Below are 22,866 nucleotides of genomic sequence, written 5' to 3'. Positions count from 1 at the left end.
GTCTTTTGCCGGTGCGGAGCTTTTTTCGCGCCGATCAGGGCTCCTGCCGCGAGAATTCTCCCGCAGCCAGCACCTGGTCGGGCGTGGGACGCCGTCCGGTATAGAGCACGAACTGCTCCTCGGCCTGCAGCGCCACCACCTCCGCTCCGGTGATGACCGGTTTTCCAGCAGCCCGCGCGGTCCGGACGAGCGGGGTCTCCGAGGGCAGGGCGACGACGTCGAACACCACCCGAGCGGCATCGATGGTCGCAGCGGGGAAGGACACCGTTGAGGCGTCCGCGCCTGCCATGCCCAGCGGCGTGACGTTGATGAGAAGGTCGGCCGTGGAGCCGTCCACCTCCGCCTGCCAGCCGAAGCCGTACAGACCGGCGAGCGCCCGTCCTGCCGTCTCGTTGCGTGCCACCACCGTGACGGCGGCGAAGCCCGCGTCCCGGAGGGCCGCGACAACCGCCTTCGCCATCCCGCCCGAGCCGCGCACGAGCACCGTGGAACTGGCCGGCACCCCGTGGGACTCCAGGAGCCGTGCGACGGCAAGGTAGTCGGTGTTGTAGGCGGTGAGGACGCCGTCGTCGTTCACGATGGTGTTCACCGAGTCGATGGCACGCGCGGAGCCGTCCAGCCGGTCCACGAGCGCGATGACCTCCTCCTTGAAGGGCATGGAGATCGCGCAGCCGCGGATCCCCAGCGCCCGCACACCCCCGATGGCTGCGGGCAGGTCCGTGGTGGTGAAGGCCTTGTAGACATAGTTCAGGCCGAGCTCGTCATACAGGTAGTTGTGGAAGCGCGTGCCGATGTTGCTGGGCCGCGCGGCCAGTGAGATACACAGGGTCATGTCCTTGTTCAGTATTGGCACCCCGCCATTGTCCCCTGTCTTCCGGCCGTGTCGCCGGGGACCGGGCGGACCAGACTAATATTGGGTCAGTTCTCTTCCGCGATGGCGCTACCGAGGCATTCATCCACCTGCAGTCCGGTACGGTCAGGAGCCACCCCTTGAAGATCGATTTTGCGAAGTCCTCCCAGTCGACGCTCGGCGTCGAATGGGAACTGGCACTGGTTGACCGGTACAACGGCGAACTGGTGTCGGTTGCCGATGAAGTACTCCGCGGGGTCAACGACCGTCATCCCGAACTGCAGGATGACGAGGAGCACCCCCACATCAAGCAGGAACTGCTGCTCAACACCGTTGAACTGGTGACGGGCGTCTGCACCACCGTGTCCGAGGCGAAGGCGGACCTCGCACGCTCGCTCGCCGCAGTGCGGGAGGTCACCGACCCGATGGGAGTGGAGCTTTTCTGCGCCGGCTCGCACCCCTTCAGCGCACCGCGCTCCCAGCAGGTCACCGACAAGGAACGCTACTTCAAGCTGATCGACCGTACCCAGTGGTGGGGCCGCCAGATGGTGATCTACGGGGTGCACGTCCATGTGGGGCTCGACTCACGCGACAAGGCGTTGCCGGTGGTCGACGGGCTGGTCAACTACTTTCCGCATTTCCAGGCGCTCTCTGCATCCTCGCCCTTCTGGGGCGGTGAGGACACCGGCTACGCATCGCAGCGTGCACTCATGTTCCAGCAGCTTCCCACAGCGGGCCTGCCGTTCCAGTTCTCGGACTGGACCGCCTACGAGGCCTATGTCCAGGACATGTTCACCACCGGTGTGATCGACACGGTCAGTGAGATCCGGTGGGACATCCGGCCCGTCGGGAACCTCGGCACCGTGGAGATGCGGGTGTGCGACGGCCTGTCCACCCTCCAGGACGTGGGGGCGGTGGCCGCCCTCACGCAGTGCCTCGTGGACGAGTTCTCCACAACGCTCGACGACGGCGGGACCATCCCCACCATGCCGCCCTGGCATGTCCAGGAGAACAAATGGCGAGCCGCCCGTTACGGACTCGACGCCATCATCATCCTCGACGCCGCGGGCAGGGAGCAACTGGTCACCGAGCACCTCACCGAGGTCCTCAATCGGCTCGAGCCGGTGGCGGCGAAGCTGGGCTGCAGCGCGGAGCTCGCCGACGTCGAAACCATCCTCACACGCGGCGCCGGCTACCAGCGCCAGCGGCGCGTGGCGGCGGAGAACGACGGCGACCTGCGCGCCGTCGTTCTCGACATGGTGCAGCAGCTGCGGCCCTGAGAAGCGTTCAGCGTCCGCGCAGCTGGTCCCCGGAAGGGTGGTCCGAGGGCGAATCCTCGAGCCCGAGATTCCCGGCAACCGTCTCAACGGCCGGCGAGTCATCCGGCACCACCCGGTTGGCGATGTAGTCCACCTGATCCGCCTGGCTGAGGGAGTCGTCCTCCTGGATCTCCGCGACGTCGGAGCTGTCGGGAGTGCTGTCGTCGCCGGTTGAATTATTGTTCGTATCGCTCGTCATGCACCGAGCGTACGCTCCTAATGGCCGCTTCCGAGTCTCCCGCCGAGCCGTTCCCGCATCATCGTGGAGGCCTCGTTGAGGCCGACGATCTCCACGTCGGTCCCGTGGTGCCGGTACTTCTCCTGGATGGCGTCGAGGGACGCGATGGTCGAGGCGTCCCAGAGGTGCGAGCCGTGCAGATCGATGGTCACCGAGGAGGGGTCGGTGGCGTATTCGAACTGGGTGTAGAGGTCGTTGGAGGACGCGAAGAAGAGCTCACCGTTGACGGTGTAGGTCGCGTGCTGGTGCCCGTCGACGATGTCCTCGGCGCGTTCGACGGTGACGAAGTGGGCGACCCGGCGGGCGAACGCCACCATGGCGACGAGCACACCGACGCCCACGCCGATCGCGAGGTTATGGGTCCAGACGGTCACGATCACGGTGGCGAGCATGACCGTGGTCTCGCTCTTGGGCATCCGCTTCAGCGTGGAGGGTTGGATGCTGTGCCAGTCGAAGGTGGCGATGGCGACGAAGATCATCACCGCGACCAGCGCCGCCATGGGGATCAGTGCGACGATGTCGCCGAGGGCGACGACGAGGATGAGCAGGAATATGCCGGCCAGAAAGGTGGAGATCCGGGTGCGGGCTCCGGAGGCCTTGACGTTGATCATGGTCTGGCCGATCATCGCACAGCCGCCCATGCCGCCGAAGAATCCGGTGATGATGTTGGCGGCCCCCTGGCCCCAGGATTCGCGGGTCTTGTGGGAGCGGGTGTCGGTGATGTCGTCGACGAGCTTGGCGGTCATGAGGGATTCGAGCAGACCCACGGCGGCCAGCGCCAGGGAGAACGGCGCGATGATCTGCAGGGTTTCGAGGGTCAGCGGGACGTTGGGTAGGAAGAGCGAGGGAAGACTGTCAGGAAGCTCCCCCTTGTCACCCACGGTCGGAACCAGGACGTTGGCGAAGACTGCGAAGACGGTGAGGACGACGATCGCCACCAGGGGTGCGGGCACGGCGCGGGTGAGGCGTGGGAGCCCGAAGACGATGAGCAGTCCGACGGCGGCCATGGGGTACACGAGGAACGGGACACCGATGAGTTCGGGGACCTGGGACAGGAAGATCAGGATGGCCAGGGCGTTGACGAAGCCCACCATCACCGAGCGGGGGATGAACCGCATCACCTTGGCCACGCCGGCCACTCCCAGGAGAACCTGGATGGTGCCACCGAGAATGACGGCAGCGATGAAGTAGTCGACGCCGTGGCTGTCCACCAGCGGGGCGATGACGAGCGCGACGGCGCCGGTCGCGGCGGAGATCATGGCGGGCCGTCCGCCGAGGAAGGCGATACTGACGGCCATGGTGAAGGAGGCGAACAGGCCGAGGCGCGGGTCCACACCGGCGATGATGGAGAACGCTATAGCCTCTGGAATCAGCGCCAGCGCCACGACGAGGCCGGCAAGGACCTCGGTTTTCAGCAGGCGCGGTGACCGCAGCGTACGGGTGACGGACTGCCGTTCGAGGGGCGTCAGTTCAGGGGACGTGGAAAGAGTTGATGAAGACATACGGCAGGTTCCTTCGAGCAGTCGTACAAGGTTCAGTGCCATCGCCCAGGGCGGGCGGAAAGGATGGCCACGCCGCTGTGCAGGAAGAGTCTGGTTCCTGTGCCTGACCGAAGCTGAACCCTACTCTAACGTAATGTTAGTGTTGGTCGAAACCCGAGGAGCTGGCTGTCATGAGCAAAACCCCTTCAAGTACTGAAGGGCGGACCATGCATATCGGCGAGCTCGCGGAACGGACGGGGCTCTCGTTGCGGACCATCCGGCATTACGACGAGGTGGGGATCCTGCCGGCAACCGCACGCACGGAGGGAGGTTTCCGGGTCTACACCGAGGACGACCTCGAGCGTCTGATGGTGATCCGCCGAATGAAGCCCCTCGGATTCACGCTCGAGGAGATGACGGACCTCCTGACCGTTCTTGACGCCCTTCAGGAGGAGAAGGACCCGGCACGCGCCCTGGAACTGCGCCGGAGGCTCGCCGCGTTCCGGGACGCGGCGACGGATCGGCGGGCACGAATGGTCGAGACCCTTGCCCGTGCCGACGAATTCATCGATATCTTGGCGAAGTACTAGTCGGCGAAGTACGAGGCATTGCTTCCTTGCCCGGAATCCACCCAACCGGTGGGCGGGTCGGCACCCGAGCCGGGATCCTCCGTTCGCCAAGCGAAAGGCGCGGTACCGGCTGATCGCCCGCACCGCGCCGCCCTCTATGCCGAAGCCGCGCCGGAATCCGACTGCGCCCGGCGTACCAGCTCGAGGACGTGCACGTACAGCGGATGCCCGGGCTCCAGCCCGCTGACCGACGTCGTGGCCTGCTCGGGCGTTTCGCTTCGAAGGATCCCTGCAAGCGCCTCGACCTCAGGATCAGCGGGGTCCCGGAATGCGAGCGCTGCCTGCATGGCCGACAGCAATCCCGACGGGACCGTTCCCCGCTCCGCCAGCTCGGCGGCTGGACCGACGAACCGCTCGTTGCGGCCCAGCTTGCGCAGCGGCGCCCTGCCTACCCTCTGCACGGTGTCCGGCAGATGCGGGTTCGAGAACCGGTGCAGGATCTTCTGCACGTAGGCTTCCTGCTCCCCGGGGTCGAACCCGTGCTTGTCCACGAGCAGCTGTTTCGTCTCGTCGAGCACAGCACGGACCTGCCCCGCCACCTCCGGGTCGGCCATCGCGTCGGACACTTTCTCCAACCCTGCCGCGTAGCCGAAGTAGGCGCAGGAAGCGTGGCCCGTATTCACGGTGAAGAGCTTGCGCTCGATGTACGGAGCCAGATCATCGACATAGGTGGCGCCGGGAATGGCCGGTTCGGCGCCGGCGAACGGCGTCCGATCGATGACCCACTCGAAGAAGGTCTCCACCGTGACGTCCAGCCCCTGGCCGGGGGCCTGGTTCGGCACGATGCGGTCGACTGCCGTGTTGGCGAAGACCGCCCGTTGCGCCAGGTCCCCCTCGGAACCCGGATAGGCGTTGACGATCTCCTTCCGCAGCAGGTCGGTCGCGTTGATGGCGTTCTCGCAGGCCATCACCTGGAGCGGATCCTGCCCGCCCGACCGCCCGGCGATCCCCGCAGCGATGACGGGAGCGAGGAACTTCAGGACGTTGGGCCCCACGGCGGTGGTCACCATGTCCGCCGATGCGATCTCGGCGACCACCGCTGCTTCCTGTGTTCGTGAATTCAGCGCACGGTAGTTGTCCACCCGCTTGACAGCCGGCGCCTCCCCCACCTCGTGCACGTCATAAGCCGGTGTCGAGGCGAGCTGGTCGATCAGTGCGTCGGCGACGTCGGCGAAAACCACCTCGTAGCCCGCCTCGTGGAGGAGCAGTCCCACGAAACCGCGGCCGATGTTCCCGGCTCCGAAATGGACGGCCTTCACTAGGCGTTGACCTTCCCGAAGAGCGCAAGCACTTCATCAACCGTGGTCGCATTCTCGAGTTGCGCCACCTGTTCCTTGTCGGAGAAGACGCGGGCGATCGCCGAGAGGATGGACAGGTGCTCGTTGTTCCGGCCTGCCACTCCCACCACGAACTTGACCTGCTTGCCGTTCCAGTCGATGCCCTCGGGGTAACGGATGATGGACACCGCCGAACGCTTGATGAGGTCCTTGGCGTCATTGGTGCCGTGTGGAATCGCCAGGAAGTTGCCCATGTAGGTCGGGACGGACTTCTCGCGCTCGTGCATGGCTGCAACGTACCCGGAATCCACCGCACCGCGGTCGACCAGCAGGCGGCCGGCCTCGTTGATGGCGTCCTCCTGCGTGGTTGCCCTTCCGTCCAGCACGACGCTTTCCTCAGCGAGGACATCGTTGGCGGCACTCCCGGAGTCGGCCTCGGATGCCACCGCGGCAGGCGTCGGGTTCTTCGGATCGACCCCACCCTCGGCTGCCGCGCTGGCACGGACCAGTTCCACGATCTCGTCATAGCGCGGGCTGTTCATGAAATTGTCGACCGCGACGTGCGTCGCGCCCTGTGTCAGGGGCTCGGCGCGGGCGGCGAGATCCTGGTGCGTCACGACGACGTCGTAGTCGTCCTTCAGGTTGGCGATGGCGAGGTTCGTGACCTTGACGTCCGGGAACCCGGCCGCCTTGATCTTGTTGCGGAGCACCGAGGCGCCCATCGCGGAGGAGCCCATCCCGGCATCGCAGGCGAACACGATGTTGCGGATGGGTCCGTCGGTGGCTGCCGAGGAGCGGAAGTTGCCGGCCACGGAGCTCTTCTTCCCCTTGAGGCCTTCCATCTTCGTGGCGGCAGCCGCGATGTCGCCGTCGTCCTGGTTCTTGCCCGTCTTGAGGATGACGGAAGCGACGAGGAAGGACACGGCCGTTGCGAGCACGACGGACAGAGCTACACCGAAGTAGCTGTCACGGGCGGTCTGGGCGAGCACTGCGATGATGGATCCCGGAGCGGCGGGTGCCACCAGGCCGGCATTCGTGATGCTCAGGGTGGCAATGCCTGTCATGCCGCCGGCGATAGCGGCGAGGATGAGCAGCGGGCGCATCAGCACGTACGGGAAATAGATCTCGTGGATCCCGCCGACGAAGTGGATGATGGCGGCTCCGGACGCGGATGCCTTGGCGGCGCCGCGACCGAAGATCATGTAGGCGAGCAGGATTCCGAGGCCTGGACCAGGATTGGCCTCGAGCAGGAACAGGATCGACTTGCCCTGGTCCAGCGATTGCTGGACGCCCAGCGGAGTCAGGACCCCGTGATTGATGGCGTTGTTGAGGAACAGGACCTTCGCCGGCTCGATGAAGATGCTGGTCAGCGGCAGCAGGCCGTTGTTTACCAGGAACTGGACCACGTTGCCCGCGCCCGTGCTGAAGGCCTGCACCAGCGGGGAGACGCCGTAGAAGCCGATCAGCGCCAGCAGCGCACCCCAGATCCCGGCGGAGAAGTTGTTCACCAGCATCTCGAAGCCCGGCCGGATCTTGCCGTCCCAGATCGCGTCGATCTTCTTCATGGTCCAGCCACCGAGCGGACCCATGATCATGGCTCCGATGAACATCGGGATGCCGGCACCCACGATGACGCCCATGGTGGCGATCGAACCCACCACGCCACCGCGGACGTCATAGACCATTCGGCCGCCGGTGTAGGCGATCAGGAGGGGCAGCAGGTAGGTGATCATCGGTCCCACAAGTCCAACGTTGGCCACGCCGTCGGTCTCGCCGAATCCGCCGAGCTGCGGAACAGGGAGCCACCCCGCTTCGATGAAGAGGGCCGTGACGAGGCCCCAGGCGATGAAGGCCCCGATGTTGGGCATGATCATTCCGGACAGGAATGTCCCGAATTTCTGAACGCGGACGCGCGCACTGGGGCGGGGCGTCACTGCTGTTTGTGTTGCCACATGCTTTCCTAACCGCTACCCCTGCAGCATCGCAGGGTGGAATGGATATTTGAATCGATCTGGTGAATCAGGTGCCGGTCCTCGCCGAGATGCGTTGCAGCCATTCGAGGAACAGTTTGAGTTCCGAGCTGGAGAGCTGGTCCGGATGGGACGACTGCAGCGCGGCGTTGAGTGCGATGGCCGCCACCACCACCGAGGGGCTACCCTCGGTGTCGGTCACCGGATCAGCTTCCGAATCGGTCGCGACGGCGGAGAGAACCGCCTCCCTCGTCATCGCCGACAGGTCGAGGTTCCGCTTGGCCGCGGGCTCCGCGATCAGCATGAGCGTGACGCCGATATTGGCGGCGAGCATGCTGCGTGCTGCCTCATGCGGAGAGACGACCAGCCGTGCGGCAGCGGCCGCCTTATCGAGCACCTCCTCGAGGAACGCCTCCGCACTGGCGACCATCGAGGGGCGGCGCTCCGGGCGGATGTTCCCGAACATCACGAGGTAGAGGTGCGGATGGTCGAGGCCGAACTGCACGTGGTTGTCCCAGTGCCGCCGGAGGTCCTCGACGGGCTGGCCTGAGGACGCCAGGTTGCGCTCCCCTTCAAGATATTCACTGAAGCCCTCGGCGACGACGGCGTCGAAGAGGCCCTCCTTGTCCCCGAAGTGGTGGTACAGGGTGGGGGCGGTGACACGGGCAAGCTGGGTGACCTGCCGGGTGGACACCGGCGCCCCGTTGGATTCCGCCAACAGCGAGGCAGCAGCCCTCAGGAGCCTCGTTTTGGGAGGAGGTTCGCCAGCGGATTTCATGCCTGCTACCGTAGCATCTATAACGCTGATATATGAAGTGCATCACAAAACTTTCTTCCCCGAACCCCTGCACCGTCCGCTTCACCCTGCAGAATGGTTCTAGATGCAAGCACAGATGAGGAAACGAGGACGTTCAATGCAGAATTTCTCAGGGGTGGGCGTAAGTCCCGGCCGCGTGATCGGCACCATCCGCCATATGCCGGAGTCGATCAGCGAACCGCCCGTCGGTGAGCGCCTTGCGGACCCTGACGCGGCGGAGGAGGCCATCGAACTGCTGCGCGCGGCGTCGAAGTCGGTCCAGGAGGAGCTGAAGTCCCGTGCGGCGGCCGCGAAGGGTGACGGCAAGGCGGTCCTCCAGGCCACCTCGCTCATGGCCGCCGACCCCATGCTCCTCAAGGCGGCGGGCAAGCTGATCCGGGGCGGGTCCTCCCCCGAGCGCGCCGTGTGGGATGCCGGTGCGTCCGTCGCGGAGATGCTCCACAATCTCGGCGGCTACATGGCCGAGCGCACGGCCGACGTCCTCGACGTCCGCGCCCGCATCGTCGCGCAGCTGCGCGGCCTGCCCGCGCCCGGCATTCCGGCGTCGGACACCCCCTTCATCCTTGTGGCGGAAGACCTCGCGCCCGCCGACACGGCGACCCTCGACCCTGAGCTCGTGCTGGCACTCGTCACCTCGGGCGGCGGACCCCAGTCCCACACCGCCATCATCGCGCGTTCCCTCGGCCTTCCCGCAGTGGTGGCGGCGAACGGCGTCGGAACGCTCGACGACGGCAGCACCGTCTTCGTGGACGGCGCCGCGGGACGGATCATGCTCGATCCCGGCGACGACGAAGCGGCGGCCGCCGAAGCCTATGCGGCGGCGGCGGCGGCGCTCGCGGTGTTCGACGGCACCGGCGTCACGGCCGACGGTCATGAGGTACCGCTCCTCGCGAACGTCGGCGGCGCGAAGGACGCGAGAGCCGCCGCTGACGCCGGAGCACAGGGCGTCGGCCTGCTCCGGACCGAGTTCTGCTTCCTCGAGCGGGACACCGAGCCCACCGGGGACGAGCAGATCGCCGCCTACAAGGGTGTCTTCGATGCGTTCCCGGGCAAGAAGGTGGTGGTGCGCACCCTCGACGCCGGCGCCGACAAGCCACTCCCGTTCCTGACCGATTCCACCGAGCCGAACCCCGCGCTCGGGGTGCGGGGCTACCGCACCGATCTCACCTCGCCCGGTGTCCTCGAGCGGCAACTCACCGCGATCGCCGACGCCGCCGCCCAGACCTCCGCGGAGGTCTGGGTGATGGCGCCCATGATCGCCACCGCGGAGGAGGCAGCAGCATTCGCCGCCATGTGCGCCACTGCTGGACTGAAGACGCCGGGAGTGATGGTCGAGGTGCCCTCGGCGGCACTGACCGCCGCAGCGATCCTGTCGGAGGTCGAATTCGCGAGCCTCGGCACCAACGACCTCACCCAGTACACGATGGCCGCCGACCGCCAGCTCGGGTCACTCGCCGCGCTCAACAATTCATGGCAGCCGGCCCTGCTTCGCCTCGTTCAGCTGACCGTCGAAGGCTCAGCGGCCGAGGGTTCCAACAAGCCGGTCGGGGTGTGCGGTGAGGCCGCCGCCGACCCGGCCCTCGCCGTCGTGCTGGTGGGTCTCGGCGTCTCGACGCTGTCGATGACGTTCCGCGCACTGGCGGGGGTGGGCGCCGTACTGGGCAGCGTCAGCCTCGAGGACGCCCGGAAACTCGCGGCGATCGCGGTCGGCTCCCCGACCGCGGACGAGGCGCGGGCCCGGGTGAGGGCTGAACTTCCGGTGCTGGAGAGCCTGGGCCTGTAACTGCCGGCTGTAACTGCCCTAGCTCAGCGGTGGGAGCAGGATGCTCGTGACCGGCAGGGAGGAATCGGTGGCGAAACCGATGCCGCTCGGCGTGCCGCCGGCCATCACGAGCTGCGCGCCGAGGGCGGCCACCATGGCACCGTTGTCGGTGCACAACGACGGCGGGGGCACGGTGAGCTCGATGCCCGCCGCCGCACAGCGCTCGGCGGCGAGCCCGCGCAGGCGGGCGTTCGCCGCGACTCCCCCACCCAGCAACAGGTGGCTGATGCCGTTCTCGGTACAGGCGAGGACGGCCTTGGCGGTGATGACGTCCACCACTGCCTCCTGGAACGACGCCGCGATGTCGGCTACCGGGACCGGCTGCCCGGTGGCTTCGAAGTGTTCGACGCTGCGCGCCACCGCGGTCTTCAGTCCGCTGAACGACCAGTCGTACCGGTGCGGCCCGGGATGTTCCGCGGAGCCCATGTACTTGGGCTGGGTGAGCCCGCGGGGATAACGGATGGCGGTGGGGTTGCCCCCTGCGGCCAGCCGGTCGATCGCGGGACCGCCGGGGTAGCCGAGCCCCAGGATCCGGGCCGTCTTGTCGTAGGCCTCGCCGGCGGCGTCGTCGATCGTCGACCCGAGCAGTTCCACGTCGGCGGCGATGCTGCCCACCCGCAGGATCTCGGTGTGTCCGCCGGAGACCAGGAGCGCGCCGAGGCGAGGGGGAAGCCCCTGCGGGAAGGTGCCCCCCAGCATTCCGACGCCCACGTGCGCCACGAGGTGGTTGATCGCGAAGAGCGGCTTGCCGGTGGCCACGGCGAGCGCCTTCGCCGCCGAGACTCCCACCATGAGGGCGCCGGAGAGTCCGGGCCCGGCGGTCACTGCGATGGCGTCGACGTCCTCGAGGGTGACGCCGGCGTCGTCGAGGGCCTGCCGGAGCGCCGGAACGAAGGCATCGAGGTGCGCGCGTGACGCGATCTCGGGGATGACACCGCCGAAGCGCACATGCTCCGCCATGGACGAGGACACCGTGTTGGCGAGCAGCCGGGTACCTGCCACCAGCCCCACGCCTGTTTCGTCGCACGAGGATTCGATGCCGAGTACCAGGGGTTCGGTGCGGTTCATCGGCCGTCCGCCGGGATGGTTCCGGACGGATTCCGGGGGCCTGCCTCCGGGGAAGGAAGTGCCAGCCGCATGATCCAGGCGTCGACGCCGTCGCGGTAGTACCTCCGGCGGGTGTGGATGCGCTCGAAGCCGAAGCGGGTGTAGAGCTGCTGGGCGCGGGGGTTGTCGGCGCGCACCTCCAGCATCACATTGTCAGCACCCCGCCGGGCCGCCTCGGCGAGGAGTTCGGTGAGCAGTGCGCGTCCGATACCCCTGCCTTCGAACGCGGGAAGCACTCCGATGGTCTGGATGTCAGCGGTGGTATCCACGCACATCAGACCCGCGTAGGCGACCATTGCGCCGTCGACCTCGGCCACGACGTACCGCCGGGTGTCGGGCTGGAAGAACTCGTCGTAGAACATCTGGAGCGGCCAGGCATCGACCGGGAAGAGCTCGTTCTCAAGCCGCCCGACGGTGCCGATGTCCTCGAAGGTCAGGTCTCGCAGGGTGAAACTCACGGGGTTGCCCTCTTTCGCGGCCCGGGGACTTTCGCGTCGGATTCCCGCAGGTACAGCGGCGTCGTGTCGCGGAGGAGAAGCCCCTGCCGGAGGCTTCGCTCCGCAACCAATCCCACGGAGGCGGCATCGGGGTTTCTGGCGGCAAACCCGGGCACGGCCGCCAGGGCGCTCGAATACAGCCCTGCTCCGCGCCCGTAGGCGGGCAGGTCCGGCAGGGTCGCGGCGGCTCCCACGTGCGGGCCGTCCAGCAGGGAGGGAAGCCCTTCGCCTCCCCAGGCATACCGGGCCCAGTACACCTCCGTGCGGCGCGCGTCGGTGGCCACCAGGAATTCGGAGCCCTCGGGGCCGTCCGCTCGCGCATCGTAAGCAATCGCGTCGAGGCTCATCACGCCGTGCAGCGGCACCTCCCACACGAAAGCGAGGGTGCGAGCCGTCACCAGTCCGGCCCGGAGACCGGTGAACGGTCCCGGCCCCACCCCGGCGACGACGGCGTCAAGGTCCCGACCCGCAACCCCTTCCGCGTCAAGGAGGTCCTGCACGGCGGGGGCCAGCACCTCGGCGTGGGCGCGGGTGTCGGTGCCGAGGAAATGCTGTGCCACTCCGCCGTCCCTCAGGAGCGCGGCACTGGCCGCGGCGGAGGTGTCGAGGGCAAGGATGAGCACCAGTACAGCCTAATCGAGCAGCAGCGACGCCGGTTGCCCGGCCGACCAGCGGGGCCCGTGGGCGGTGATGCTGATGTGCCGGAGTTCGTCGGCGTCGTCGTCGAACGTCACCGGCGATTCCGGATCGAGTCCGGGGCCCGGGACGAGCCCGCCGCCCACCGGCCGGGTGATGGCGATGTCGAGGCGGCTCGCCGTGAGGTGCTCGACACGGTCCGCACCCCACTCGATGACTGTGACGCTGGTGTCCAGCGTCGCTTCGAGGTCGAGGTCGTCGATCTCGGCGGCGGAGTCCAGCCGGTAGGCGTCCACGTGGACCAGGCCCGGCCCGTCGCCGAGGTTCGGGTGCTGGCGCACGAGGACGAAAGTGGGAGAGATGATTCCCTCCCGGACGCCGAGCCCGCGGCCGAGGCCCTGCGTGAAGGTGGTCTTGCCGGCGCCGAGCTCACCGGCCAGGACGAGCAGATCGCCGGCCAGGAGGTCGACCGCGAGCCGCCGGGCGAGCTCCTTGAGTTCCTCCGCCGACCGCACCTGGCGCTCAACGGTCCATGCCGGCCTAATCATCGGTCGCCGTTTCGTTGAGGTAGATCCGGGGTACCCGGCCGCTGATCCTCGTGACCACCTCGTAGTTGATCGAGTGCGACGCCGCCGCCCAGGCCTGGACCGACGGTGCGTCGTCCCCGCCGAAGAGAACGGCCCGGTGGCCCAGCGGGCTCTCGTCCGAGTCGACGAGGCCGTCCGCGCCGAAGTCGATCACCAACTGGTCCATCGCAATCCTGCCGACCACGGGGTAGCAGCGTCCGTCCACCATCACCGGCGCACCGGTGGCGATCCGCGGAACGCCGTCGCCGTAACCCACCGGGATCAGGCCGAGGGTGGTCCGTTCCGCCGTCCGGTAGGTGAATCCGTAGGACACTCCCTGCCCGGCAGGAACCTCCTTGCAGTTGGCAACCGACGTCGCAAGGGTCATCGCGGGGCGCAGGCCGAGATGCTCCGGAGTCTGGTCGGCGAACGGGGACAGCCCGTAGATCCCGAGGCCTACCCTCACCAGGTCGAAGTGGCAATCCGGCCGGGAGAGCGTTGCCGGGGTATTGGCGAGGTGGCGCACCTCCACGTCCACCCCGCAGTCTTCCGCGACCGCCACCGCTTCGCGGAAACGCCGCAACTGGTCGTCGGTCTCGGGCCGCTCGGGTTCGTCGGCCACCGCGAGATGCGAGAAGATTCCCACCACCCTCAGGAGGCCCTCCTCCTGGTACTCGAGGGCTTTGCCGAGCAGGGCGTCCCACTGCTCCGGCGGGCAGCCGTTCCGGCCGAGTCCGGTGTCGATCTTCAGATGGACACGCGCGGGGCGTTCGAGGGACCGTGCGGCGGCCACCACGTGCTCGAGCTCCCAGCCGGAGACGCCGAGGTCCACAGAATTCTCGATACCGGCGGCGAAGTCGGAGCCGGGAGTGTGGAGCCAGGCGAGCAGCGGCGCTTCGATTCCTGCTTCCCGGAGCGCGACGGCCTCCGCGATGTGCGCCACCCCCAGCCACGCTGCTCCCGCTTCGATCGCCGCCCTGGCCACGGGCACCGCGCCGTGGCCGTAGCCATCGGCCTTCACTACGGCCATGACCCTCGCGGGACTCACCAGCCGAGCGATATGGCGGACATTGGAGCGGACGGCGTCGAGGTCTATCTCTGCGCGGCGGTCAGCCGGGACCGGACTTGGAAAACTCACTGGCCCATTCTGTCACTGCACCCGCTTCCTCGACACTCCCGGCTACGCGTCCGAATGCCGCGCGATGGTGGCCGACGCGCGGCGGACGGCCTCGAGGGGCACATCCGACACCAGGTCCTCCAGGAAGGCATAGCGACGCAGCCACTGCTTGCGGACGCCGTCGCGCTCGGCGCTCATCCGGTGCCACCAGTCGGCGATGTCCCCCCAGCCGGGCGCGGCCAGCGATCCCCCCACATGCTGGACGGAGAGCGAGGCACACAGGTTGGCGAAGCTCAGCCGGTCGGCCAGCGGCAGCCCCAGGAGATCGGTCACCACGAAGCCTGCACTGAAGCAGTCACCGGCGCCGGTGGGATCGTAGGCAGCAACGGGAAGCGCCGGCACCCACTCCTCCTCGCCCGTCAACGAGTCGATGGCCATGGCGCCGTGCTGCCCCACCGTCACCACCGCCACGGGGACGCGGTCAGCGAGCGCGTACAGCGCGGCCCAGGGATCGTCCGTCTGCGTATAGGCCATCGCCTCGGCTCCATTGGGCATGAAGGCGTGGAAATACTCGAGTGAACGCAGGGTTTCCGGAGCCCACTTCCCGGCAGGATCCCACCCCACATCTCCGAAAAGCTTGGTTCCGTTGGCGCTCGCCGCACGCGCCCAGCGTTCGACCTCCAGTTCGACCCCGACGACGGCGGCACGGCAGCGCGGCGGGTCTCCGATGAGCGTCGAGGCGGAGAGGGGCGACGGGTGGCCATGGGTCACCATGGAGCGGTCGCGGTGCACCGACAACGAGACGGTGACGGGCGAGTGCCAGTTCTCGAAGACCCGGGACCGCGAGAGGTCGACGTATTCCTGATCCTGGAGGATGTTCCAGTTGGACTGCCCGTACCCGTCGTCACCGAACGCGGCCGCCAGCGTGGTCCGGAGCCCCAGTCTGCTCGCAGCGATGGCCTGGTTCGCGATCCCTCCCGGGCTCGAACCCATCCCGTCGGTCCACACTTCGGTGCCGGGTGACGGCAGTTGCTCGAGTCCGGTGAAGATGATGTCGAAGAACACCTGGCCGGCGACCAGCAGGTCGAATTCGGGTTCCTCACTGGTCCGCCGGCCGGCCAGGGGGTCGAAGCGGTGCTGATGAACCATGTACGGCACAATACTCGTAGGCTGCACCGCCGGCCTGCGACGTGCTGGAAGGGAGCGGAACGCCGATGAAACTGGTGATCGTAGGCGGCGGCGGGTTCCGTGTCCCTCTGGTCTACCGCGCGCTGTCCCAAGGGCGTTTCGCCGGCCTGATCGACTCGCTGGTCCTGGTGGATGCCGATGCCGGACGCGCGGAGGCCATCCGGCGGGTGCTCGATGACATGCCGCTCTCCGGGGATGCGGGGCTCGCGGCGAGGCCGCCTCCGGGCGCCGGTTCCGGAGCCGCCGGCGGCTCCGCGCCCGATGCCGGACACCGGCCCGAGGTGGAGGTCCGATCGGACCTGCGTACTGCGCTGGTGGGGGCCGACGTCGTCTTCGCAGCCGTCCGCAGCGGCGGGCTGGAGGGCCGCGTCCTCGACGAGCGTGTCGCGCTCGGTGCGGGCCTGCTGGGTCAGGAAACCGTCGGTGCGGGTGGGATCTCCTACGCTCTCCGGTCCATTCCCGACATGATGCACGTGGCGCGTCTGCTGCAGGAGCACGCGCCCGACGCGTGGCTCATCAACTTCACCAATCCCGCCGGAATGGTGACCGAGGCGCTCCAGACTGTCCTCGGCGGGCGCGTGATCGGCATCTGCGATTCGGCGTCGGGCCTCGTGACGCGTGCCTGCGCTGCCGCAGGCATCCCGCTGGCTGCCGGGTCCCTCACCGGCGTCGACTATGTGGGCCTGAACCATCTCGGGTGGCTGCGGGGATTGATGCACGACGGCGAGGACCGGCTTCCGGCCCTGCTGCGGGATCCTGCACGGTTACTGTCCTTCGAGGAGGGCAGGGTGTTCGGCCCCGACCTGCTCCGGCTTCTCGGCGCCCTGCCCAACGAGTACCTGTTCTACTACTACTTCCATCGTGAGGCACTGCGTGCTGTGTCATCCGCCGGGCAGACCCGCGGCGAGATCCTCGCGAGCCAGCAGCACGGGCTGTACCCACGACTGCTCGAGGCGACGCACCCGTTCGCGGTATGGGAGGAAGCGCGGTTGGCGCGGGAGTCCGGTTACCTCGTGGAGGCGCGCCGCCCCGACGAGCAACGGGAACTGAGCGACCTCGCCGGAGGCGGGTACGAGAGGGTGGCGCTGCAGGTGATGCACGCGCTGCTGACGGACACTCCCGCCGAACTGATCCTGAACGTCCGCAACGGCACAACCTTCGGTGGGCTGCCGGAGGACGCTGTCGTCGAGGTTCCGGCGCGGGTGTCCGGCAGCGGGGCTGTTCCGCTCCCCGCCTCGCCCCTGACCGTTTCCCAACTCGGTCTGATGGCGTCGGTCAAGGGGGCTGAGCAGCAGGCCGTGCAGGCGGCTTTGCGTGCGGACCGGGACGCGGCGCTGAAGGCCTTCACCCTCCACCCGCTCATCGATTCGGCGCACGCTGCAGCCCGCGTGCTGCAGGGGTATGAAGAGGTTTTCCCCGGCCTAAGGAGCTTCTGGCGGGAGTGAGAGCTCAACCGGCTCGAATGTCGAGGGCTCGAGGACGCAGTCCCGGTCGAGATGACGGCGTCCCAGCAGCCACTCTTCGCCGGCCTCCTCGGAGTCGAAGTAGCAGGTGGGATACGGCGGGCGATGCACACCGATGAAGAATCCCGCCAGGAGCCGGTCCACGGCCGAGTGCCCGACGAGCGCCATCGCCGAGATATCCAGGTTCCCGGCGAAGGCGCTGAGGGATCCCCGGCTGAGGGACACCATGCCGTTGAGGTTGACGAGCATCGGCCCGCACACGAGCGGGGAGAGTTCAGCAAGCCGGGCGATCAGCTGGCGGGCGTCGTCGTCGGAGATGGTGATGCCCCGATCCCAGTCGACGCGGATGAGATCGTTGTCCTCCCGGACCGCGAGGAACCTGCCCGTGCGATTTCGCGGATTGTTCATGGGTTCCTTCCTCCGGAGCTCATTCTTCCGAGCCAGCTGAGCGCATCGGCCTCCGAGGTGAAGAATCCCGTGGGATGGCCGGCGTTCCCCGAAGGTGCAGCCAGAACCCGGTCCATGGGACCCTGCCCCACCATTGCCGCGGCGAGGACATCGCCGCAGGCATTGAAGACGTCCCGGGCCTCGGTACTGATGGAGATGAGCATCGTCAGGTCGACCAGGAGTACGTACGGTTCCCCGCCGGCCAGAAAGGTACTCGTTTCCAGGACGGACCGGGCGTCGTCGGCTTCCACCTGGGAGGAAGGCTCCCACTCGAGGCGGAGTCCGTTTCCTCCAGTGGTGCTGATCCACGCCTTACCCCTGGCAGCTGACACGCGGCCCATCGAATCTCCCCCGGTGACTGAGCACTTTAGCGATGCACTGTAGCGAAGCGTAGTCCGAAGTTCCCGACCGACCCTCGTGACACGGCGGAGCGTTCGAGAAGCCTTGTTACGGGGCCGGGTCGTCGGGGAGAGAACACAAGCTTTTCCCAAGAACGGCACGTGATGATTGCGTCAAGGCAGCAGTTCAAGAAAAGCCAGCGGCAGAACCGCCGGTAATCGGGCGGCTGCCCTCGAATGGGACCGGGGGCCGCAAGCCCTCTTGAGACCGGGGCTTCACCCCCAGCAACGCCCCCGGTCCCTTTCTCGACCTTGCACCGGTTGCACCGGATTGAACCGGGTTGCTTCAGGTGGTGTCGGGGCGCTCCGGGTTGCTACAGCTCGCTTCTGGGGAATCGTCCCGAATCGCTTCCACGAGAAACGCCGGACCCGACCGTTGGTTGGATCCGGCGTTTTGCGGCGCTCTTGAACAGGCGTCCTAGGGCTCCACGGCCTGCTGCCTGTTGCGTGGATCCGTACCCTCTTCCACGACGTCGGAATCGTGGTTGGTGGTCACCGCGATCTTGCGGGACCTCGCCTTCTCGACCACAGGGATGGTGACGCTCAGGACACCGTTCTCGTAATGTGCGGAAATGTTTTCGGTGTCGATTCCCTGTCCCAGGTTGAGTTGGCGCAGGAACGAGCCGCTGTCGCGCTCACGGGTCAACCACTGGACGCCGTCAGCGCCCTGCAGTGTCCGCTCCGCACGAATGGTCAGCAATTGCCCGTCGACATCGATGTCGACCGATCCTGGATCCAACCCGGGAAGATCCGCATTCAGGACGTAATGATCTCCCTGGCGGTACAGGTCCATCGGCATCCCGCGCAGGCCCGGCCCGCTGTTCAGAAGCGCACCGGCAACACGGTCGATCTCGCGGAACGGGTCAAACCTCATAGCCATTGTTGTCAACTCCTTCAGGTGTGCCGCTTCCCTCGGAAGCAACGCTCGATCCATTGTTTCGGGTAGTTGAGCGTCCTTCGCTCAACTACGGAAATAGGTTAGCACTCCTGCAGGGAGAGTGCCAGATCTGCCGGAAGATTTTTCCCTTCCGCATTCGACCCGACCACCGGTGTCCCTCGACCCGGCAACGGCCGGTGCCGACCGCTTAGGATGGCCGGAAGGACCTGACACAGGACAGGTCCTTCCGGGGCCTTTCCCGCGACAGGAAGCCAGGTGGCGCGGTGGCAGCGAACAAGACCCGACCGAGTACGGCCGACCCGATCGCCTTCCTCAACGATGTCACCAACGAACGACGCCGCAATGACGGCTTCGCGGTGCTCCGGATGATGCAGTCGATCACGAAGCTCGACCCCGTTCTGTGGGGGCCCTCGATGATCGGGTTCGGGCAGTATTCCTACAAATACGCCTCCGGTCGCGAAGGGGACGCCCTCGCCGTCGGGTTTTCCCCTCGGAGCGACGCCCTTGCCCTGTACGGACTCACGATCGCCCCCGGCGCGGAGGACCTCCTCGCCCGTCTGGGCAGGCATCGGACCGGCGCTGCGTGCCTGTACATCCCGTCGCTGGCAGAGGTGGACACCGAAGTGCTTCAGGAGTTGATCCGGCTGGGCCACACCTACATGACGACGGCGGACTTCACCCTCGGCTAGCATTCCCGCGGATGCGTCCCTAGAGTTCCCGATACATGATGTGGAGGCCGGTCAGTCCCTGCACAGGATGCCGGAAGGCGTTCGGAACAGTGCCGATCACCTCGAATCCCAGGGACTGCCACAGCGCCACCGCCCGCTCATTCGTCTGCACCACGGCGTTGAACTGCATCGATTCGTAGCCCTGACCACGAGCCTCCTCCATCACCCGCTCAGCGAGCAACCGCGCGAATCCTTTCCCGCCGGAGTCAGCCGCCACCAGAAACGAGGCGTTGGCAACGTGGCTGCCGTTGCCCCCACGGTTCGCGTGCAATTGAGCAGTGCCCACCACGACGTCGTCGTCGGCCACCACATAGACGCACAACGTTGCATCGAGGGGTTCCTCGGGAAACCACTCCCGCCGCGCTGCCTCCTCCTCCATGGCGGGATCCCAGCAGTAGGTGTCCCCGGCCCTGACCACCGGCTCCATGATGCGCCAGAGGGCGGCCCAGTCACTACGGACCGCCCTCCGGAGGGTGCGCATCAGGCCTTCAGCGCTCCCGCCCACAGGTTGATGTCCGATTCGACGGCGAACTCATCGATCGCGTGAAGCTCCTCGGTGGTGAAGTCGAGGTTGCCGACGGCCGCGAGGCTGTTCTCGAGCTGCTTCACGCTGGACGCTCCGATGAGCGCCGAGGTGATCGGCGTCCCCTTGGCCTGCGGCCGCAGGATCCAGGCGATCGCCATCTGGGCCAGCGTCTGGCCACGCCCGCCCGCGATCTCGTTGAGGCCCCGCACGCGCCGCAGGTTGTCCTCGGACAGGTGGCCTTCCGAGAGTGACTTGTCCGCGGCGGCCCGGGAATCCGCAGGAACGCCGTCGAGGTACCGGTCAGTGAGGAGGCCCTGGGCAAGCGGTGAGAACGCGATGGACCCGGCGCCCACCTTCTCGAGCGCCTGCGGCAGGTTGGGCTCACCGTTCTCGACCCACCGGTTGAGCATCGAGTAGGACGGCTGGTGGATGAGCAGCGGAGTCCCCATCTCGCGCAGGATGGCTGCGGCCTCGATGGTCCTTCCGGGCGAGTAGGACGAGATGCCGGCGTAGAGTGCGCGCCCGGACCGGACGGCGGTGTCCAGCGCGCCCATGGTTTCCTCGAGGGGAGTCTCGGGGTCAGGCCGGTGGCTGTAGAAGATGTCCACGTAGTCGAGGCCCATGCGGTTCAGCGACTGGTCGAGGCTGGCCAGGAGGTACTTGCGGGAGCCGAAGTTGCCGTAGGGGCCGGGCCACATGTCGTAGCCGGCCTTGCTCGAGATGACGAGCTCGTCGCGGAAGGGCCGGAAGTCGTCGGCGAAGTGGCGCCCGAAGTTCGTCTCAGCACTGCCGTAGGGCGGTCCGTAGTTGTTCGCCAGGTCGAAGTGCGTGACGCCGAGATCGAAGGCGCGGCGCAGGATGGCGCGCTGGGTATCGAAGGATTTGTCGTCGCCGAAGTTGTGCCAGAGGCCGAGGGACACGGCGGGCAGCTGCAGCCCGCTCTTGCCGACACGGCGGTACTTCATCTTTTCGTAACGGTCTTCCGCGGGGTGGTAGGTCATCCACCCATCCTATTGGGGACATCGCCGCGCCGGCTCTCCGGAACCGTTCAGCTGTTCTGTCCCCGCGCGGCAACTTCCCATTCGTCCTCGACCGAGCCGTTCCGCACCACGCTCACCCGATCGACGAGGTTCATCGTGAGGCACACATGGTTGGGGACAATCCGCAGCCGCTGCCCGTGCGCCGGCATCGCGGCGCCGTCGGGCCATTCGATGGTGGCGTGGTGCTCGGACAGTGCGACGATGCGTGCGGCGGGCTCGTCGAGAAGCCTCCCGTAGCCGGTGGCCCAGGCGGGACGGTCGCTCCCCAGGATCTTGCTTCCGGAGTCGACGACGACGCGGCGGCCCCTGGCGTGTGCCGGAGCGGATCGGCTCACGACCGTTGCGGCGACCGTCAGCGCAATGTCCTCCAGGGCGCAGCGCTGCAGCTCGTACTGCTGCGCGTCCCCGAGAACGTAGACGCCCGGACGCAGCTCGGTGGCCGCGCCTCCTCCGCCGAGAAGGGCTGTGGGCGTGGAACCGCCACTCAGCTCATCGACGTCGAATCCTGCGGCTCGAAGGCGCGACGACGCTTCCCTGAGCGCGGTGTCCTCGTCCTGCAGGGCGTGCTGGGGCATTCCCGGTGCATAGCTGTGGCCGGGGAAGGTGAAGGCTCCTTCGACGAGGAGTCCTGCATCCGCGGCCGCGCGGGCGATGTCCACGACGTCGGCGGGCCTGGCGCCGCTGCGGTGGTGCCCGCTGTCCACCTCCACCAGTACGCTGACGTTCCGGGCTCCGGTGCCGAGATTCCGGCCCATCTCCGCGGCGCCCTCCACCGAGTCGACGCCGACCCGGATGGCCGCTGCTTCGCTGAGGACCCGCAGGCGCCGTGCCCGTCGTGCATCGACCCACAGCGGGTAGGCGATGAAGAGATTCGCGGCCCCGCCTGCCGCGAAGGTCTCGGCCTCACCGATCGTGGCCACGGTCAGGCCCACCGCGCCCGCTGCGAGTTGCCTGGCACCGATCTCGAGGACCTTGTGCGTCTTCGCATGGGGCCGCAGTCTCACTCCCCGCGTGTGCATCGCCGACGCCATCCGTGCAATGTTCGCATCGAGCACACCGACGTCGATCATCACCGACGGCGTGTCGATCTGGTCAGGAATCATCGGCAGACAGACCGGCGCGGGCGGCGGCGCTTCCCAGGTGGAGGACTCCGGTGTCGGTGGCCGCCGCGATCCACGCGAAGCCCTGTTCCTGAAGCGCCCTCGTGCGGTCCAGCGAGCCCGCATAGGCGCCCGCCAGTATCCCTGCTGTGCGGCAGGCCCGCACGATGGCGGGAAGCGGTGCGTGCTCCGAGCGGTCGGACAGAAGGTCATCGACGTCGAGCCCGAGCGCGAGGGACAAATCGAAGGGGCCCACGAACAGCATGTCGAGGCCAGGCGTCGCCGCGATCGCGTCGAGGTTCTCGACGGCGAGCGAAGTCTCCACCATCACTGCACAGAAGGGCACGGGCACTTCGGTCCCACGGCTCGCGGGAGTGCCGGGCAGCGGACCCCAGCTGCGCCTGCCCCTGGGCGGACAGTGGGCAGCTGCCACGGCCGCCTCGGCGTGCTCCGCGGTGTCGATCAGGGGCACGATGACGCCGTCGGCTCCGGCGTCGAGCGCTCGTCCGATGAGCGTGGGATCATTCGCTGCCACCCGCACCAGCACGGTGGCCTCCCGATCGCGCCGCAGGGCGAAGAAATCCCGAAGGCTGCGGTCGTCGAAGTGGCCATGCTGCGCGTCGAGGCCCAGCCAGTCGAAGCCGGCGTGCTCGAGCTCTGCGGCCGTGCGGGCATCCCCGAGGGTCACCCACACACCGGGTTTCGTCGTCATGCAGCCATTCTCGCCGAAACGGCGCAGGAAGTCGTGCACC

At 67.4% G+C, this 22,866-nt stretch carries 24 protein-coding genes; 5 read left to right on the top strand and 19 right to left on the bottom strand.

All coding sequences use genetic code 11. From position 1 onward, the window contains the following. Window positions 1-34 precede the first annotated feature (34 nt). The gene (locus tag IWX75_RS04315; RefSeq protein ID WP_334684101.1) at window positions 35-853 is read right to left on the bottom strand and encodes a shikimate 5-dehydrogenase; all 819 of its coding nucleotides are present in this window, start codon (window positions 851-853) and stop codon (window positions 35-37) included. Between the two features lie 137 nt (window positions 854-990). Here IWX75_RS04315 and IWX75_RS04310 point away from each other — a divergent pair, with 137 nt between their 5' ends. Further along, window positions 991-2,130, top strand: a complete 1,140-nt coding sequence (locus IWX75_RS04310; protein ID WP_196821020.1) for a glutamate--cysteine ligase — start codon at window positions 991-993, stop codon at window positions 2,128-2,130. A gap of 7 nt (window positions 2,131-2,137) precedes the next feature. On the opposite strand, the gene IWX75_RS04305 is transcribed toward IWX75_RS04310, so the two are convergent. Together IWX75_RS04305 and IWX75_RS04300 are read right to left on the bottom strand one after the other, a co-directional pair. Further along, a complete protein-coding gene (locus IWX75_RS04305; RefSeq protein ID WP_196821019.1) occupies window positions 2,138-2,368 on the bottom strand; it encodes a hypothetical protein in 231 nt (76 codons plus the stop codon). Window positions 2,369-2,385: 17 nt separating this feature from the next. After that, window positions 2,386-3,909: a SulP family inorganic anion transporter gene (locus IWX75_RS04300; RefSeq protein ID WP_196821018.1), complete on the bottom strand. Its 1,524-nt coding sequence runs from the start codon at window positions 3,907-3,909 to the stop codon at window positions 2,386-2,388. Between the two features lie 170 nt (window positions 3,910-4,079). On the opposite strand from IWX75_RS04300, the gene IWX75_RS04295 reads away from it, so the two are divergent. Further along, window positions 4,080-4,478, top strand: a complete 399-nt coding sequence (locus IWX75_RS04295; RefSeq protein WP_196821017.1) for a MerR family transcriptional regulator — start codon at window positions 4,080-4,082, stop codon at window positions 4,476-4,478. A gap of 134 nt (window positions 4,479-4,612) precedes the next feature. On the opposite strand, the gene IWX75_RS04290 is transcribed toward IWX75_RS04295, so the two are convergent. The 3 genes from IWX75_RS04290 to IWX75_RS04280 form a co-directional block, all read right to left on the bottom strand. Then, the gene (locus IWX75_RS04290; protein ID WP_196821016.1) at window positions 4,613-5,776 is read right to left on the bottom strand and encodes a mannitol-1-phosphate 5-dehydrogenase; all 1,164 of its coding nucleotides are present in this window, start codon (window positions 5,774-5,776) and stop codon (window positions 4,613-4,615) included. Beyond that, window positions 5,776-7,746, bottom strand: coding sequence for a PTS mannitol transporter subunit IICBA (locus IWX75_RS04285; RefSeq protein WP_196821015.1), 1,971 nt, complete (start codon window positions 7,744-7,746; stop codon window positions 5,776-5,778). Before IWX75_RS04285 ends, IWX75_RS04290 begins: the two co-directional genes overlap by 1 nt. 67 nt (window positions 7,747-7,813) lie before the next feature. Further along, window positions 7,814-8,542, bottom strand: coding sequence for a TetR/AcrR family transcriptional regulator (locus tag IWX75_RS04280; protein WP_196821014.1), 729 nt, complete (start codon window positions 8,540-8,542; stop codon window positions 7,814-7,816). A 136-nt stretch (window positions 8,543-8,678) separates the two neighbouring features. Between IWX75_RS04280 and ptsP the strand changes: the two genes are divergently transcribed. Further along, the gene (gene ptsP / locus IWX75_RS04275) at window positions 8,679-10,364 is read left to right on the top strand and encodes a phosphoenolpyruvate--protein phosphotransferase (RefSeq protein ID WP_196821013.1); all 1,686 of its coding nucleotides are present in this window, start codon (window positions 8,679-8,681) and stop codon (window positions 10,362-10,364) included. Between the two features lie 18 nt (window positions 10,365-10,382). Here the strand turns inward: ptsP and tsaD are convergent, their stop codons facing one another. Genes tsaD through IWX75_RS04245 form a run of 6 tightly spaced genes read right to left on the bottom strand, consistent with a single transcriptional unit; the run spans window position 10,383 to window position 15,475 of the window. Continuing rightward, complete coding sequence (tsaD, locus tag IWX75_RS04270) at window positions 10,383-11,471, bottom strand: tRNA (adenosine(37)-N6)-threonylcarbamoyltransferase complex transferase subunit TsaD (protein WP_196821012.1); 1,089 nt, start codon at window positions 11,469-11,471, stop codon at window positions 10,383-10,385. Next, window positions 11,468-11,968, bottom strand: a complete 501-nt coding sequence (gene rimI, locus IWX75_RS04265) for a ribosomal protein S18-alanine N-acetyltransferase (RefSeq protein WP_196821011.1) — start codon at window positions 11,966-11,968, stop codon at window positions 11,468-11,470. The genes tsaD and rimI overlap by 4 nt, the downstream gene beginning before the upstream one ends. Further along, window positions 11,965-12,630: a tRNA (adenosine(37)-N6)-threonylcarbamoyltransferase complex dimerization subunit type 1 TsaB gene (gene tsaB / locus IWX75_RS04260; RefSeq protein WP_196821010.1), complete on the bottom strand. Its 666-nt coding sequence runs from the start codon at window positions 12,628-12,630 to the stop codon at window positions 11,965-11,967. Before tsaB ends, rimI begins: the two co-directional genes overlap by 4 nt. Window positions 12,631-12,639: 9 nt before the next feature. After that, on the bottom strand, window positions 12,640-13,191 hold the full coding sequence (gene tsaE / locus IWX75_RS04255; RefSeq protein ID WP_196821009.1) for a tRNA (adenosine(37)-N6)-threonylcarbamoyltransferase complex ATPase subunit type 1 TsaE: 552 nt from the start codon (window positions 13,189-13,191) through the stop codon (window positions 12,640-12,642). Further along, a complete protein-coding gene (gene alr, locus IWX75_RS04250) occupies window positions 13,184-14,347 on the bottom strand; it encodes an alanine racemase (RefSeq protein ID WP_196821008.1) in 1,164 nt (387 codons plus the stop codon). The genes tsaE and alr overlap by 8 nt, the downstream gene beginning before the upstream one ends. A gap of 42 nt (window positions 14,348-14,389) precedes the next feature. Beyond that, a complete protein-coding gene (locus IWX75_RS04245; protein ID WP_196821358.1) occupies window positions 14,390-15,475 on the bottom strand; it encodes a PfkB family carbohydrate kinase in 1,086 nt (361 codons plus the stop codon). Window positions 15,476-15,540: 65 nt separating this feature from the next. On the opposite strand from IWX75_RS04245, the gene IWX75_RS04240 reads away from it, so the two are divergent. Further along, window positions 15,541-16,959 (top strand): family 4 glycosyl hydrolase, encoded by a 1,419-nt coding sequence (locus tag IWX75_RS04240; protein ID WP_196821007.1) that lies wholly within the window; start codon window positions 15,541-15,543, stop codon window positions 16,957-16,959. On the opposite strand, the gene IWX75_RS04235 is transcribed toward IWX75_RS04240, so the two are convergent. The 3 genes from IWX75_RS04235 to IWX75_RS04225 all read right to left on the bottom strand — a co-directional run bounded on the left by IWX75_RS04235 (window position 16,936) and on the right by IWX75_RS04225 (window position 18,702). Then, window positions 16,936-17,385, bottom strand: a complete 450-nt coding sequence (locus IWX75_RS04235; RefSeq protein ID WP_196821006.1) for a DUF7793 family protein — start codon at window positions 17,383-17,385, stop codon at window positions 16,936-16,938. The genes IWX75_RS04240 and IWX75_RS04235 overlap by 24 nt on opposite strands. Continuing rightward, window positions 17,382-17,756, bottom strand: coding sequence for a DUF7793 family protein (locus IWX75_RS04230; protein ID WP_196821005.1), 375 nt, complete (start codon window positions 17,754-17,756; stop codon window positions 17,382-17,384). Before IWX75_RS04230 ends, IWX75_RS04235 begins: the two co-directional genes overlap by 4 nt. Window positions 17,757-18,240: 484 nt before the next feature. Further along, on the bottom strand, window positions 18,241-18,702 hold the full coding sequence (locus IWX75_RS04225) for an Hsp20/alpha crystallin family protein (RefSeq protein WP_196821004.1): 462 nt from the start codon (window positions 18,700-18,702) through the stop codon (window positions 18,241-18,243). Between the two features lie 281 nt (window positions 18,703-18,983). Between IWX75_RS04225 and IWX75_RS04220 the strand changes: the two genes are divergently transcribed. After that, a complete protein-coding gene (locus tag IWX75_RS04220) occupies window positions 18,984-19,409 on the top strand; it encodes a DUF1801 domain-containing protein (RefSeq protein WP_196821003.1) in 426 nt (141 codons plus the stop codon). A 19-nt stretch (window positions 19,410-19,428) separates the two neighbouring features. Here IWX75_RS04220 and IWX75_RS04215 read toward each other — a convergent pair whose 3' ends face one another. Genes IWX75_RS04215 through IWX75_RS04200 form a run of 4 tightly spaced genes read right to left on the bottom strand, consistent with a single transcriptional unit; the run spans window position 19,429 to window position 22,826 of the window. Next, on the bottom strand, window positions 19,429-19,929 hold the full coding sequence (locus IWX75_RS04215; RefSeq protein WP_196821002.1) for a GNAT family N-acetyltransferase: 501 nt from the start codon (window positions 19,927-19,929) through the stop codon (window positions 19,429-19,431). Beyond that, window positions 19,929-20,975, bottom strand: coding sequence for an L-glyceraldehyde 3-phosphate reductase (gene mgrA, locus IWX75_RS04210; protein ID WP_196821001.1), 1,047 nt, complete (start codon window positions 20,973-20,975; stop codon window positions 19,929-19,931). Before mgrA ends, IWX75_RS04215 begins: the two co-directional genes overlap by 1 nt. 47 nt (window positions 20,976-21,022) lie before the next feature. Continuing rightward, window positions 21,023-22,123 (bottom strand): alanine racemase, encoded by a 1,101-nt coding sequence (locus tag IWX75_RS04205; RefSeq protein WP_196821357.1) that lies wholly within the window; start codon window positions 22,121-22,123, stop codon window positions 21,023-21,025. Further along, on the bottom strand, window positions 22,107-22,826 hold the full coding sequence (locus IWX75_RS04200) for an HpcH/HpaI aldolase family protein (protein ID WP_196821000.1): 720 nt from the start codon (window positions 22,824-22,826) through the stop codon (window positions 22,107-22,109). Before IWX75_RS04200 ends, IWX75_RS04205 begins: the two co-directional genes overlap by 17 nt. Between the last annotated feature and the right edge of the window lie 40 nt (window positions 22,827-22,866).

The organism is Arthrobacter sp. CAN_A6, assembly GCF_015751715.1.
Classification (GTDB): Bacteria; Actinomycetota; Actinomycetes; order Actinomycetales; family Micrococcaceae; genus Arthrobacter_D.
Note: the sequence above shows the minus strand (reverse complement) of the source record. Positions and strands in the feature narration are given on the sequence as shown.